We start from the raw sequence: 14,666 nt of genomic DNA, 5'->3' as shown, positions 1-14,666 counted from the left end.
CGAATAACACTTTTTTGACACCTCTTTATCTCTAAATTATTTTCCTTCTCTCGAAAGCGAATAAGGCACGTCCTCGTTTCCGACACCACGTGTCTTGTTCGGTTGACTGCCCATCTCAAACTGAATGGTTGCTCCTTTTACCAGTTCTTCATGCGAAAAGAAATTTTTAGTATAGGCTTTGCCATTAAGTAAAAGCTTATCAATAAACCTGTTATCTAAACTATTATTAGGAGCATCCAAGCTAATCTCTTTCCCTGTGGGCAATTTAATCTTAGCATGCTTAAATAAAGGCGCACCGATAACATACTGGTCGGTTGCAGGCGCCACCGGATAAAAGCCCAATGCTGAAAACACATACCAAGCCGAGGTCTGCCCATTATCTTCATCACCGCAATACCCATCAGGGGTAGGCAAGTACATTCTATTCATGGTTTCGCGAACCCAATACTGTGTTTTCCATGGCTCGTTCGCATAGTTGTATAAATAAATCATGTGTTGAATTGGCTGATTCCCATGAGCATATTGACCCATATTTGCAATCTGCATTTCTCGAATTTCATGAATTACCTGCCCGTAATAACTATCATCGTAAATAGGCGGCAACGTAAATACGGAATCCAGTTTATTAGCAAATGCTTCTTTACCCCCCATTAAATCGATCAGTCCTTGTATATCATGAAATACGGACCAGGTGTAGTGCCAACTATTCCCTTCGGTAAAAGCGTCTCCCCACTTGAAAGGATTAAAAGGTTTTTGGAAATTTCCATCTTGATTTTTACCCCGCATTAAACCCGTTTCAGGATCGAATAACTTCTTATAATTTAAACTTCTTTTTTTATACAGTTCGATTTCCTTTTTTGGTTTATTCAATTTCTTAGCAAGCTGATATATGGCAAAATCATCATAGGCATATTCCAAAGTCCGAGCTGCATTTTCATTGATGTTTACATCATAAGGCACGTAGCCCAGTTTATTGTAAAAATCAGCTCCTGCACGACCTACCGCAGTTAGCGGACCGGCATGATTGGCCCCATGCAGCAAAGCTTCATATAAGGTTTCAATATCGTAGCCGCGTAGACCTTTAATATAAGCATCAGCCACTACAGACGCTGAATTATTACCGACCATGACATTTCTTAAGCCGGGACTTGCCCATTCAGGAAGCCACCCACTTTCTTTATACGCGTTTACCAAGCCTTCTTGCATTTTGGTATTCATTTCGGGGTACACGAGATTCAGGAATGGGAATAGACACCGAAACGTATCCCAAAAGCCTGTGTCTGTGAACATATACCCCGGAAGTACTTTCCCATTATAAGGGCTATAATGCACTACCGTTCCATTCGCATCATATTCAAAAAACATGCGTGGGAATAAAAGTGTACGATATAAATTTGAATAAAAAGTACGCACCTGGTCAATACTGCCCCCTCCTACTTCTACCCTACTTAAAGCCTCATTCCAAACATCCTTACCCTCCTGTTTCAAGGTTTCAAAACTCTTATTCCCAATCTCCTTTAAATTTAATGTCGCTTGCTCATGACTTATAAAAGAGGAAGCGACTTTGATGTTGATCTGCTCACCTGCTTTGCTAGTTTTGAAGTGTATCAGCGCTCCAACATGTTCTCCGGTAGACTCTAAAATTCCACTTCGAAGTGTTTCTCCGTTAAAAACAGCAACACCGTCGAAGTCCCGATCAAATTCCATCACAAAATAATTCTTGAAATTTTCCGGTACTCCTCCACTATTCTTAGTAGAATAACCAATAATTTTGTTCTCATTCGGAATCACTTTGATATAAGATCCTTTATCAAAAGCGTCAATTACGACATAAGCACTGTCTGTTTTCGGAAAGCTCATTCTAAACCGCGCTGCTCTCTCCGTCGGAACGATCTCTGTTGTTACATCATGATCAGCTAAATAAACACTATAGTAGTATGGGGTTGCGACTTCTGCTTTATGAGAAAACCAGCTGGCACGGTCATCTTCTTTAAAACGGGCTGCCCCGGTAACCGGCATAATCGCAAACTGGCCATAATCATTCATCCAAGGTGATGGTTGGTGGGTTTGTTGAATCCCCTGATTTTATCAGCATCGTATGTATACATCCAACCGTCGCCCATTTTTCCGGTTTGCGGCGACCAAAAATTCATACCCCAAGGGCGAGCTATCGCCGGATAAGTATTGCCGGTTGATAGGCTGTGTTTTGACAGGGTACCCACAAGCGTACTTACATAATCGACAGGATTCGACACAGTTTTCACTTCCTGCCCACAAAGCGTGGAAGTAACAAAGTACATAGAAAATAAAAGGATAATGCGTTTCATTAGATTTTAGTTTTTGCTTGATTCAATATAGTGCTGACTTTGGTTAGTGAAAAATAAGCTCACGGAGCTAATATATAGAAAATTTTCAATATTGCTAAAACGTTAAAGCTATAAATTGCTTAGAAGTCGCAAGCTCTTTCCGGAACAGATGGCTGACGAAGCATTCTTAACGTCAAACAACGTTTAGCATTCGCTATTAAATTTCGGATGGAAACTTCTGCAAGCGAATATTGAGCGAAACTAAAAAGTACCGTGCGAGTCGATTATTTTGCATATCCATAATACTATTACCTAAAATTTCTCTCCTAACACCTGTATTTTTATTAAACAGGTCAAAACCCTGTAAGCGGATCGCCAGCATATCATTTTGTAGAAAAGACTTCTCTATGTAGACATTGAGCAACGTTGGGTTTGCGCTAATCGAACTACTATACCCGGAGTTAAAATTTTGCGAAAAATCGGCACTGATAATCCATTTTTTAGGAAGATAGCCTTTCCCACCAAAACCAAGACTAAATGTATTAGCGCCCGCGTCCATAAAAGATGGAATATTATACCTTATCTTATTTATCGTATAACTGCTCCGTAAATCAGCCTCCAACAAATCTTCAATTTGAAAGTTGACCTGCAAATTTTGGGAAAATATCATGTTTCGGCCAACATTTCTCACATTATTGATATAAGTTAGATTATTGGTGTAATCCATTGAACCATTCAAATTGAGCGTCAGCACCTTTCCTGCCAGCGGCGCACTATAATGATAAAAGCCTCTTAAGTCATAATAGCCATTTGCATTTAAAAACGCTGTTTCCTGTATGGTGCTATTAGGTGTACTTATCCGATTTGTCACTACCTTATCCTGTATATGCGTAAAGGAGAAATTGGTAAAAAGCGAACTCCCATTTTGTATGTTGAAGCTTCTGTACTGAACACTCACCATATTCATAAACTCCGGTTTCAAATTAGCATTTCCAACTACAATATACTGTGGATTTGATACATCCCTAATGGGTTGAATTTGTGTAAATGCAGGCTGGTTGTTTTGCCCTCGATAATTTAACGAGAGGTTGCTGGTCTTATTAATTGCATATTGCAAGCGGGCACTGGGAACAAAGTTCAAATTATTTATATGCGTTACCACGTCTCTAGAAGGCGTTTTCCCATCCAACTTCGTGGGTTGCAAGGCAAAGCCAACGGTATACTTCAGTCGATCAAGACTGCCCTGGTAATTAATACCGAATTGATGCGTCTGGAAGAGGTAATCGTAATCAATACTTAAAGAATCTACCAACGACTCCCGAGCAGTAACAGAATCTATATCGAAGGTATTTCTAGCATTTGCAATGGAGTTAGATTCATATTGATAATTCAACTCCAAATAACTTCGTTTGGTTACCGGCTCCATATAAGACATGCCCAGTAACATACTTCTATTATAGCTGAAGTTGCCTACTCGCTGTAAAAACTGCTGATATCCGACCTGAGGATTATTATAACCTGAATCAATACTCGTTGAAAAATCATTTGCCACATCGCTCCTGGTACGCTTATAATACTCAAACTTCGCGATTACACTTAGGTTTCTACCTCTTGTCGGAAAACGATGATTATAAAATAAATCGATATCAAAGTTCGGATCACTATACGTGCCCGAAGTTTTATAAAGCCTGTCTGTGAACACTCTTTTATCCGTTATTGCGCTGTGGCTCTCACTTAATAAATCATTTGTAATATAGGAGGCCGTAGGCGTGATTTTCAAGTAATTTGCCGTATCAATATTCGCTTCCACTGTCCATGTAAGCTTATGCTTGATATTATCTGAAAGTGATTTTACTTCATCGAGGGAATTAATCTGCCGATTTTCATAAATACTGGTTAATCGAGTTGTTCCGATTGTTTGATTTCTACGCTTCGTAAATGTATAGCCCCCATAGACAGATACCCCTTTTGCCACTTCGTCCCGATAGTTCATGCCTATGGAGCTTGCACTATTGATACCATCCCCTCCGTCAATCATGCTACTTAAATCAGTGCCATCACGGCTACCGGCTCCACTGATATCGCCAAAGCTAAATAAGCTGGTATTCGTATTATTAGTGGATCCTAAAATAGATACTTGCTTATTCCCTTTAAACTTATTAGCCGAGAAACTACCGATATATCTGCTATGCGCCTTGTCATTCGCATCCACACCGCCTCCGGCGGTAACCTGACCGAAAGTTCCAAAATTTTTATCTTCTTTAATGGTGACATTCAACACTTTTTCCGGTTCTGTATTTTTGATGCCGGTTATGTTAGCCTGATCGCCATAGTCATCTATGATCTGCACATTTTCTACGATCTCCGCCGGTAGGTTGCGTGTCGCGGTCAACACATCACCATCAAAAAAATCCTTTCCATTTACCTTCACTCTGGTAACGCGCTGCCCCTGCGCGTCAATATTCCCATTTCTGTCTACCTGTAAACCCGGCATCTGCTTGATCATTTCCTCTAATAGAGCGTTCTTACGAACGGAATAAGCCTTTGCGTTATATTGAATTGTGTCTTGCTTGATCACAACCGGAATAACGCCATATACGGCTATTTCCTGCAGTTCATGTGGTTGCTCCTTCAAATTAACGGTTACAAGCTCCGTTATGGGCAGTAATACATTGGAAGTATAATGCCTTTCGAATAATTGAAAGCCAATCAGGCTAAAGGTTAGTTTAAAATCACTGGCCGCTACCTTGTTAAAAATGAAACGTCCATGCTCGTTTGTGCTGGCCATCATTGTATCACTTTTTGCGTAGAGCCGAACAGTCACACCCACAAGCGGCCTGCCGGTAGAATCTTGCACTACACCGCGCACTTCTCTTGTCTGTATCTGTCCCTTTGCAATTGTAACAAAAGAAAAAATCACAATTATGCAAACCAATGCCCTGTGCATATAATATTTTAATCCTACCGATGCTTTATTAGTAACGAGAAATAACTTTAAATCTTATAAACACTCTAATATAGTTGAATTAATGCTTATTTCATCTGCAAATATTTTTTTTATCCATAGGTTGGGGCCTGTCTGATCGGCGATGATACCGATCCAGCTGACGCACGTTAGCACATAAGCCGTCAAAAAATTTACAGAGTTGTTGCTTAGTCATAAAATTTAAAGATGGATATTTAAAGCGATCAGCTCTGTAATTTATATTATGGTATTTATGATTCAATAAAAAAAGGAAAGCCCTAGTTTATCACTAAAGCTTTCCTTTTAAAAAATTATTAACAGCGCTTACTCCGCGTTATAACTTACTTTTGGTATATGTTTGTCGATTTCCCAACGGCCGGTTCCCTCTTCTCCAATAACATCAAACATTTCTAAAATTCTTCTTGCTACATATTCTTCTTCAATTTGTTCCGCCAAGAACCATTGAATAAACTGAAAGGTAACAAAATCTTTCACTTTAAAGCATTTTTCAGCGATGTTGTTAAATTGAGCGGTCACATGCATTTCTTGTTCCAACGCCAATTCAAAAACACTTCTGAAAGATTCGAAATCCTTTGGTACGTTAACAATTTCCGGCGAAATGGCCTTTCCTCCACGATCGTTAATATAATTAAACAGTTTCAGCATATGGTGGCGCTCTTCATCAGCCTGTTTGGCAAAATAACCCGCGCTGAAATCGAAGCCTTGATCATCACACCAAGACGACATAGCTAAATAAATAGCAGAGGAATGCGCTTCCACTTTAACCTGCTCATTTAATATTCTTTCTATTTCTTCATTTAATGAAGTTTTTAATCTCAATAGATCTTTCATATTCAAAATCGTTAATACTTAGCGGCGATAAAATGCCGTTAATCTTTATACAAAGATAACAGAAACGAGACTTAAGTTGCTTAAAATAAAATCAATACGTATTCAGTCTAAATTACTAAACCGCATTAACACATTCAAAGACGGCCTCGTCTCCTAGACGAGGGAATGCAATAAAGCGCTCAATGGATGAGGGGGTTACGACCGCTAGACCTTGATAACTAATAACTTTGCAGGGAAGATACTTTCAGACAGTCCTTAATGACACCAGGTAATTCCATCATAAATTTAGCCCCTTGCATCAGTTCTTTTAATCTCACTACTTCAGTCACATTCAACACAAAGCAACGTTGAGATCTAAAAGGCATCAAAATGGTTAAATCAGAGCTTGAAGTAGGCGCACATAACAATTCATCGACAGCTATGGTATCCACTTGTTTTCTAAAACTTATAAAATCGGCCACTTTAAAAGGCGTACAATCACCTGCAAATTCCAACCAGTAGCAGTTTTTATTGCTGCATTGTAATACAGCGCCATGTTCTGTTCTAAAAATCTCCTCTAAACTTGCAAGACCACAAAGCATATTCTGCAAACATTTTAATTTTACCAATGCGAATATAGCGATTATGTATAATCAGTCCAAATTAATGAATATTATTTTTCACTATTTCTTGCTGATTGAGAAGCGTTTCTAAATAATTCCGAACAGAGACCCTCCCCGACTAGCTAATTGATCAACCCGTTTTTCGATTTCGGGCACCTTTTCCAGAGGTGGTGCATGGTGAGGTTTGTTACGCGCGTCAATAATCAGTGGCCCCTTACATCCCCAATGCTTATACTCGACAAAGCTATTGACGCCATAAATATCATGCGAAGGATTGCTTCGTGTAAAGCACACCCAAACGAAATTATTGATATTTTCAGCCGTAAATTGCAGATCATCGCAAAGCACAATTAAAGCAATGCCGCTTAAATCCATGGATGTGAGCTCTTTTGCAAACACTTCCAGTTCGTCTTTCGCTTGCGGATAAGCAGTGAAAGGAGCTGCCTGAACAGCCAGTACACCGGGGACTACTATTTTTTTTTGTGCAAAGTTCCTGGGAAAATCTAGGCCGGCAGGCATTTCCGGCCACAAGATCCTCTTTACATTCCCCGCAGCGGCAAAGACTACCTTTGATCCCGAATTAAGTCCTTCGCCGCTATAATCGAGGGTATCTATCGTTGTCCGTGTATGAAAGTGAAGATCTCTTGCAAAATCCATTCGTGACAGTACATGCATAAGAAAAGCCGGAATATCATGTATATTCAATGAAGGATTATCCTCTTTCGCCGCTATAAACAAGTATTTAGCTAAACTTAACTGATTTTTTCCCAATACTTGATTGGCTATGGTTAATATCTCCTGCGGTCTATCGATTTTAAGATAAGGCGTATATCGTTCCGAACCAATGGCAAAAAGCAGCGGGTGTACGCCAGCCGCATCCACGGCATGAACAGCATGCAGACCATTGATTTCCTTAGGAATAGCCGGGCCGCTAATTTCATGAATCAATTCGCCAAAGCTTGTGTCCTCTTGTGGAGGTCTACCGACTACCGTGAAAGACCAAATAGCATGCTTGCGGTAATACACGTTATGTACATGCATCAGTGGGAACGGGTGTACTAAGCTATAATAGCCAATATGATCACCAAAAGGCCCTTCGGGTTTATTTTCATTGGGATACACTGTTCCTGTGATAACAAAATCGGCATCGGCGGAAATACAAAATCCTTCACTATCGTAAAAATAGCGAAACCTTCTGTTACCAAGTGCACCCGCAAAAATCATTTCTGAAAGCCCTTCCGGTAAAGGCATTACGGCCGCCAAAGGGTGAGCAGGGGGCCCTCCAACAAAGATGCTCACCTTGAGTGGTTTTCCAAGTTCGTTGGCCTTTGTCTGATGCACACCTATTCCCCTATGGAGTTGGTAATGAAGCCCTACTTCCTTGTCTTTTATATAATCATTTCCACCAAGTTGGATACGGTACATGCCTAAATTGGCCTGCATAATCCCAGGCTTTGTCACATCTTCCGTATAAACCTGCGGCATGGTAACAAAAGCCCCCCCGTCCATTGGCCAATTAACAACCTGCGGTAATGCACTGATCGTCGTCTTTCCATAGTTTATCGGACTATTCTTACCAACTTTCATGGGTAGAGCCGACAATGCATTTAAAGAAATGCCGGCATATTTTAACGGGTTTTTAAGCGCTCGCATGGGATCCATTTTAAGATCGACCATCAATTTCATTTTATGAAGGGTATCCCTAAACATGAAGCGCGACCGCTCGAGCGTACCAAACAGGTTAGACACCGCAGGAAATTTGCTCCCTTTTACTCGCTCAAACAGAAGAGCTGGGCCACGATGCTCATATACGCGCAAATGAATCGCAGCCATTTCCAAATAGGGATCCACCTCCTCTTTAATCCGCACTAGGTGTCCATTTTGTTCCAAATCTCTTACACATTCGGCTAAGCTTTTATATCCCATGTAATTTCATTTCTCTTGGCGCCAAAATAGACAAAAAGCCCTTTTTTCACAAATATTTAGTCCTTATCTTAAGCCACAGTAATAGCTTCGGAGCGAATAACCGAGGCCAGCGAAACATCTACGCCCGTATAAAGAGATAGAGGCCTTCGCAGTTTGGCCAAAATTCACATTAATGCATAGCAATTGTTACTGCTTTGCCTTTTTACGAATTTGAATATTTGTTATCTTCGTTCTTAGGTCGTCATTTGCTTTCGTCGTACTTTTAAGGGTACTATAAAAGGCTTCACGTTATATCTAAGGCATTTCTATGGATGAAATACGAAGGCGCTTTGGTGAGATATCAGAAAAATATGACCAAGAGCGCGAACAATTAATCCCCTGCTTTCAGGACTTCTATCATATCAGTCTTCCACTGATACAGAACCATTACCATGCAGAAAATCTGTTGGATATCGGAGCGGGAACCGGCTTATTTTCTTACTTTGTCTATCAAGTTAATCCAAAGCTAAAGTATACGCTGCTCGACATATCGCCTGAGATGCTTGCTGTTGCGAAGAGACGGTTTACCGGTTTAAGTCACTTTTCTTACCTGGAGATGGATTACAGGGAACGTTCTCTTCCCGGAAAATATGATATCATTATTTCTTCGCTCTCAATCCACCATTTAACGGATCAGGAAAAATCCATTCTTTACCAACGGATCTTTAAAGCTTTGAAGCCAGACGGCTTGTTTATTAATGCCGACCAAGTAAAAGGTCGTACACCGGCGATCGACAATTTTTACCAAGATCAATGGCGTCGTTCGGTTATTGAATCAGGGCTGAATCAAGAAGCCATACAAAATGCGTTTAAACGGACTGCTTTGGATAAGCTTGCTCCCTTATCCTGGCAATTAAACGAGTTGCAACGGATCGGCTTTAATGAAGTGGATTGTATTTACAGATACCACAACTTTGTAGTCATGATTGGCAGGAAGAGCTAAAATTTAACCGCATTTACTCCAAATCTATTCAGAAAGTCGACACCCTCATCCGATGTTAAGCCTTTGTATTCAGCATAAGAGTATTTATACAGCACTTTGACGATACCTGCTGAGTAAATTAACCGAGCGCAGGGTAAACAAGGTGATAACGTAGTATACAAGGTTGCACCTTGTAAACCTGCTCCATTTTTTACCGCATATAAAATGGCATTTTCCTCGGCATGTAAAGCCAATGAACAACTTCCTTTGGAATCGCGAGCACACCCTTCCAATGGCCACTCTTGATCGCAGTTATGCGTCCCGGACGGAGGTCCGTTATATCCGATCGATATAATTCTGGTATCCTTTGCCAATACTGCCCCTACATGCGCCTTTACACAATGAGAGCGTTCGGCAAGCTCGAGTGCCAAATTCATAAATATTTCATCAAAACTAGGTTTTGTCATCTCTTCTGATTGTTACATTGCAAAACTGTTACAGAGCCACTTAATGATAAAAAAATAGGGGCCTCAAGCGTAAATAACTTTACTTAACAGTGTTACAAAAATAGAATTAAAGCCCAAAATTCCTGTGACTTTTTTCAACAGAAACTTCCATTTAATATTTTTTTCTTATACTTGCAGCTCAACCAAGTAATGAAAATATGATTGAAATAATCATTTCCGGTGTTGGTTTAGGAATTATTTTATCTTTTCTGACCGGCCCGGCTTTCTTCGCATTACTGAAAACAAGTATAGAAAAAGGCTTCTATGGTGGTCTTTCTTTTGCATTTGGCGTATTCGTAGCCGATGTCATGTATGTAGCACTTGCCCTATATGGATCTTCTTACATTGCTCGTGAAAAAGAGATTCTTTTACCTCTTGGCATTATTGGCAGCTTTGTATTACTAGGTGTAGGCATTCATTATATTCGCAAAAAAGTCACCATCAAACGCACGAAGTGTCTATCTAAAAAGGAGCATAGTGGGTACTTTATTAAGGGGTTAGCCATGTGTATTTTCAACCCAACACTGCTACTTTATTGGATTAGTGTGACAAGTGGCGTTGTTTCTATCAGTAATACCTTTGATTTAAAGCGAATCGTACCTTTTTTTGCTTGTGTACTTTTCACTCAGTTAGGCATTGATTCGTTGAAAGCTTTTTATGCCGACAAGCTAAGTCATAAAATCGAAGAATGCACATTGAATAAAATCAATAAGTTCGCCGGTGCGCTCATTATCGTTTTTGCTTTGCGATTGATGTATGAGTTGGTGTTTACGCATACGATTATCTAAGGAATAAGGAAGTAGTTAGTTTAGTTAGTAGGGAAGCTGTATGGAAGGTTTTTACCTCCCCTATTTTAACGGTACCATTTTCGTCGACTGCCCATAAGCAACGGATTAGCTATTCGTTTATTCTAAAAATCCGGGTAGCATACATTCATATGCTCAAGAAAACTTTTTATTAAAAAAACAGGCTGAGATAAACCCGACCTGTTTTCCATCTTTTGCTATTTAGCTTTTAACTGTACTAAGCCGAGTAGTAGGCACGTACGTTTTTACCTTCCACCCAATTCATAAAAGCGCGGTTGACTACTTTGTTCCCACCAGGCGTCGGGTAATCCCCTGAAAAGTACCAGTCGCCTTTATTCTTCGGACAAGCGATATGTAAATCTTCCAACTTTTGGTAAATCACTTCTACCTTTGCTTTGATATCAATCGGAGTCACGATACGCGCAATCTCAGCTGATATTTCCTCATATGTGAATGGTTCATAAATAGCTTTGACATGATTTGGCACCAATGTTTTATCCATATCCAATGATTCCACACATTTTTGATATACGTCATCAATGATGTAATTCATGCCATTTTTTCGCAATAGTGAAATGGCAGCCTCAAAAGCAACAAATTCACCCATTCTAGACATATCAATACCATAACAATCAGGATAGCGTATTTGCGGAGCAGATGAAACAATGATAATCTTCACCGGATTTAAGCGATCCAAAATTTTCAAGATACTTTGTTTTAAGGTCGTGCCACGTACGATGGAATCATCAATGGCCACAATGGTATCCTCACCGCTCTTCACCACACCGTAGGTTGTATCGTATACGTGAGCCACCATATCTTGCCTATCCGCATCCTGCGTAATAAAAGTTCGTAACTTCGCATCTTTAATGCTCAGTTTCTCAAAACGAGGCGATATATTAAGCATATCCTCCAACTCGGTGTCCGATATCTTATCAGTCCGTTTTAATAAGGTATCTTTCTGTAATTTACGAACATACTCGTTAATTCCATCCGTCACACCATAAAAAGCTACTTCAGCAGTATTTGGAATAAAGGAAAAAACGGTATTTTTTATATCGTGATTGATCGCTTCTAAGATACTGGGGCATAACAACCTTCCCAACTGTTTCCTTTCCTGGTAAATCTCGGCATCGCTACCCCGTGAAAAATAGATACGCTCAAAAGAACAGGACTTTTGTTCTTCCGGTTCCCGAAACATTTCTTCGGTAATTGTTCCATCTTTTTTGATAATAAGCGCATGCCCCGGTTTAATCTCGCGAATATTTTCAAATTTGATATTGAAAGCGGTCTGAATAGCCGGGCGTTCTGATGTAACCACCGCTATTTCATCATCATAATAGTAGTACGCCGGTCTAATCCCTGCCGGATCGCGCATAACGAAAGCATCTCCATGGCCGAAAATACCACTAATGGTGTAGCCACCGTCCCATGTTTTTGCAGAACGACGAAGAATATTGGCGACGTCAAGATTTTTTGCAATAAGCGCACTTATTTCAACATTGGAATATCCTTCTTTTTTAAATTTATCAAAAAGCTCTTGGTTCTCGGTATCCAAAAAATGGCCTATCTTCTCCAAAACCGTCACAGTATCAGCCTGTTCTTTTGGATGTTGCCCCAATTCAAACAATTGTTCCAATAATTCATCGACATTAGTCATATTGAAATTACCGGCTATTACTAAATTACGACTCATCCAATTGTTTTGTCGCAAAAAGGGGTGGCAATTTTCAATGCTATTTTTGCCATGGGTTCCATAACGCAAGTGTCCCAGTAGGACTTCGCCAACAAAACTCATGTTCTCCTTTAACCAATGGGAATCTTGAAAGAGTTCGGGTTCAGCTTGTTGAATAGCCGCAAACTTCCGTTGAACATATTCAAAAATTTCCGAAACAGCACTTGGTCCCATTGCTCTATATCGGCTGATATACCGATTACCCGGCTTAATATCAAACTTAATGGTGGCAATACCGGCTCCATCCTGGCCTCGGTTATGTTGCTTCTCCATTAATAAATAAAGTTTGTTGATGCCGTACAGAGAGGTACCGTACTTCTCCTGATAATAAGAAAGAGGCTTTAGCAAGCGGATTAATGCGATGCCGCACTCGTGTTTGATTGAGTCACTCATAGTTGGAATTGAGCATGCAAAATTACATATTTAAACAACTTTGCAAAAAGAAAGCGACCTAAAAATAAACACCCCTATGTAAAAAAATTGGAGCCTCTCCCATCAAGAGGCTCACTGATTCAAACACTGCTGTCTGAAGATATTGGTTTGGTTAATTAGAGTTTCTCACCATGTTGACTAATATCTAATCCCATTTCCTCCTCTTCAGGAGAAACACGTAACTTGCTGATCGCGTTTGTCACACGCAATAAAACAAATGCTACAATAAATGTATAGGCTACAGACCCTATCAATCCTATAAGTTGCGCCCAAAACAAGGAGGTTTCGCCAAAAAACAACCCATCGGTGGCCACTATTGGGTTAACGTGCTTTGAAGCAAAAAACGCCTGTTAGCAACATACCAACCATTCCGCCAACACCATGACTTGGAAAAACATCCAACGTATCATCCACATTCGAACGTGTAGTACGCCATTCAACCAGTAAATTACATATAATTGCCGTCACAACCCCTATAATCAACGAATGCGGAACCGTAACAAAGCCCGCCGCTGGGGTAATGGCAACCAAACCGACTACTACGCCGATTGAAACGCCCAAAGCGGAAGGCTTCTTCCCCCGTGCCGCGTCAAAAAAGATCCAAGCCAGTGCCGCAGCAGCCGATGCTGTAGTGGTTGTGGCCAGGGCTGATGCGGCCAAGTGATTTGCTCCAAAAGCAGAACCTGCATTAAAACCAAACCATCCGAACCATAATAGCCCCATACCAATTAAAACATAAGTAACACGGGCGGGATCATGTCCATTGCTATTCCCCCTCTTCAAGAAGATGGCAGACATGAACGCAGTTACACCGGCCGACATATGCACCACCGTCCCTCCTGCAAAGTCTAACACCCCCATGCTTGCCAGCAGACCTTCGGGATGCCAGGTGGCATGGGCTAAAGGAGCATATATAAAGACGAAAAATAAACAAACAAATAAAATATAGGAAGTAAACCGAATACGTTCAGCGAAAGCTCCTGTTATAAGCGCAGGTGTGATGATTGCGAATTTTAATTGATACATAGCAAAGACGGCCAATGGAATCGTAGGAGCTCCCACCCAATTTGGCCCGTCCAACACGCCCTTAAACATAAAAAAGGTGCAGGGATTTCCGACAATTCCGTGCCATGATTCGCCAAATACCAGACTAAAACCGAATACGACCCAAATAACGGCCACGATGCACATACAGATAAAACTTTGCAGCATGGTCGAAATTACATTCTTTTTCTTCACCATCCCCCCATAAAAAAAGGCCAATCCCGGAGTCATGATCAATACTAAAGCGGTAGACGTTAGCATCCAAGCCACATCTGCACCATCGTATTCCGCAGTAGCTCCACCCCCAGATAGAGGAACTGATGGAAAAATTAGCGCTAACAGCACTACAAGCAAAAGAAAAATAAAAGGAACAGTTGATTTTTTCGAATTCATATTATATTTTAACATAAGTTGGGCCAAATATATACAATATTTCAAAAACAAAACACTTATTTGTATTTTTTTAATACAAAAAATCAAAATAAATTAGAAATAACACAAAATAAAAAGAAAAACGTAACATAAAAATAT

Annotated in this window: 8 protein-coding genes and 2 pseudogenes; 2 read left to right on the top strand and 8 right to left on the bottom strand. The window is 40.3% G+C overall.

Features of this window, described 5'->3' with window-relative positions; genetic code table 11:
* Nucleotides 1-36: 36 nt before the first annotated feature.
* From QT327_RS19600 to QT327_RS19580, 5 genes and pseudogenes are all read right to left on the bottom strand, one after another.
* Nucleotides 37-2,327, bottom strand: a pseudogene (locus QT327_RS19600) (GH92 family glycosyl hydrolase).
* A gap of 196 nt (nucleotides 2,328-2,523) precedes the next feature.
* The gene (locus QT327_RS19595; RefSeq protein WP_168204541.1) at nucleotides 2,524-5,226 is read right to left on the bottom strand and encodes a TonB-dependent receptor; all 2,703 of its coding nucleotides are present in this window, start codon (nucleotides 5,224-5,226) and stop codon (nucleotides 2,524-2,526) included.
* A gap of 369 nt (nucleotides 5,227-5,595) precedes the next feature.
* Nucleotides 5,596-6,123 carry a ferritin gene (locus QT327_RS19590; RefSeq protein WP_013665497.1) on the bottom strand — a complete coding sequence of 176 codons (528 nt, stop codon included), beginning with the start codon at nucleotides 6,121-6,123 and terminating at the stop codon, nucleotides 5,596-5,598.
* Nucleotides 6,124-6,341: 218 nt separating this feature from the next.
* Complete coding sequence (locus tag QT327_RS19585; RefSeq protein ID WP_013665496.1) at nucleotides 6,342-6,704, bottom strand: DUF6686 family protein; 363 nt, start codon at nucleotides 6,702-6,704, stop codon at nucleotides 6,342-6,344.
* A gap of 108 nt (nucleotides 6,705-6,812) precedes the next feature.
* Nucleotides 6,813-8,651 carry a UbiD family decarboxylase gene (locus tag QT327_RS19580; protein WP_149105305.1) on the bottom strand — a complete coding sequence of 613 codons (1,839 nt, stop codon included), beginning with the start codon at nucleotides 8,649-8,651 and terminating at the stop codon, nucleotides 6,813-6,815.
* 307 nt (nucleotides 8,652-8,958) lie between these two features.
* Between QT327_RS19580 and QT327_RS19575 the strand changes: the two genes are divergently transcribed.
* Nucleotides 8,959-9,633 (top strand): class I SAM-dependent methyltransferase, encoded by a 675-nt coding sequence (locus tag QT327_RS19575; RefSeq protein WP_149105304.1) that lies wholly within the window; start codon nucleotides 8,959-8,961, stop codon nucleotides 9,631-9,633.
* Here the strand turns inward: QT327_RS19575 and QT327_RS19570 are convergent.
* On the bottom strand, nucleotides 9,630-10,079 hold the full coding sequence (locus QT327_RS19570) for a deoxycytidylate deaminase (RefSeq protein ID WP_013665493.1): 450 nt from the start codon (nucleotides 10,077-10,079) through the stop codon (nucleotides 9,630-9,632). The two genes, QT327_RS19575 and QT327_RS19570, sit on opposite strands and share 4 nt — an antisense overlap.
* 197 nt (nucleotides 10,080-10,276) lie before the next feature.
* On the opposite strand from QT327_RS19570, the gene QT327_RS19565 reads away from it, so the two are divergent.
* Entirely contained in the window at nucleotides 10,277-10,906 is a 630-nt protein-coding gene (locus QT327_RS19565; protein WP_013665492.1) for a LysE family translocator, read from the top strand.
* A 235-nt stretch (nucleotides 10,907-11,141) separates the two neighbouring features.
* Here the strand turns inward: QT327_RS19565 and QT327_RS19560 are convergent, their stop codons facing one another.
* Both QT327_RS19560 and QT327_RS19555 read right to left on the bottom strand, forming a co-directional pair.
* Nucleotides 11,142-13,052 (bottom strand): amidophosphoribosyltransferase, encoded by a 1,911-nt coding sequence (locus tag QT327_RS19560; protein WP_149105303.1) that lies wholly within the window; start codon nucleotides 13,050-13,052, stop codon nucleotides 11,142-11,144.
* 155 nt (nucleotides 13,053-13,207) lie between these two features.
* Nucleotides 13,208-14,528, bottom strand: a pseudogene (locus QT327_RS19555) (ammonium transporter).
* Between the last annotated feature and the right edge of the window lie 138 nt (nucleotides 14,529-14,666).

Source organism: Olivibacter sp. 47, assembly GCF_030372825.1.
GTDB lineage: Bacteria > Bacteroidota > Bacteroidia > Sphingobacteriales > Sphingobacteriaceae > Olivibacter > Olivibacter oleidegradans.
Note: the sequence above shows the minus strand (reverse complement) of the source record. Positions and strands in the feature narration are given on the sequence as shown.

Excerpts from the sequence above, each read along its gene's own strand:
- QT327_RS19590 (WP_013665497.1), bottom strand. The coding sequence starts at position 6,123 with ATGAAAGATCTATTGAGATTAAAAACTTCATTAAATGAAGAAATAGAA.
- QT327_RS19585 (WP_013665496.1), bottom strand. The coding sequence starts at position 6,704 with ATGCTTTGTGGTCTTGCAAGTTTAGAGGAGATTTTTAGAACAGAACAT.
- QT327_RS19580 (WP_149105305.1), bottom strand. The coding sequence starts at position 8,651 with ATGGGATATAAAAGCTTAGCCGAATGTGTAAGAGATTTGGAACAAAAT.
- QT327_RS19575 (WP_149105304.1), top strand. The coding sequence starts at position 8,959 with ATGGATGAAATACGAAGGCGCTTTGGTGAGATATCAGAAAAATATGAC.
- QT327_RS19570 (WP_013665493.1), bottom strand. The coding sequence starts at position 10,079 with ATGACAAAACCTAGTTTTGATGAAATATTTATGAATTTGGCACTCGAG.
- QT327_RS19565 (WP_013665492.1), top strand. The coding sequence starts at position 10,277 with ATGATTGAAATAATCATTTCCGGTGTTGGTTTAGGAATTATTTTATCT.
- QT327_RS19560 (WP_149105303.1), bottom strand. The coding sequence starts at position 13,052 with ATGAGTGACTCAATCAAACACGAGTGCGGCATCGCATTAATCCGCTTG.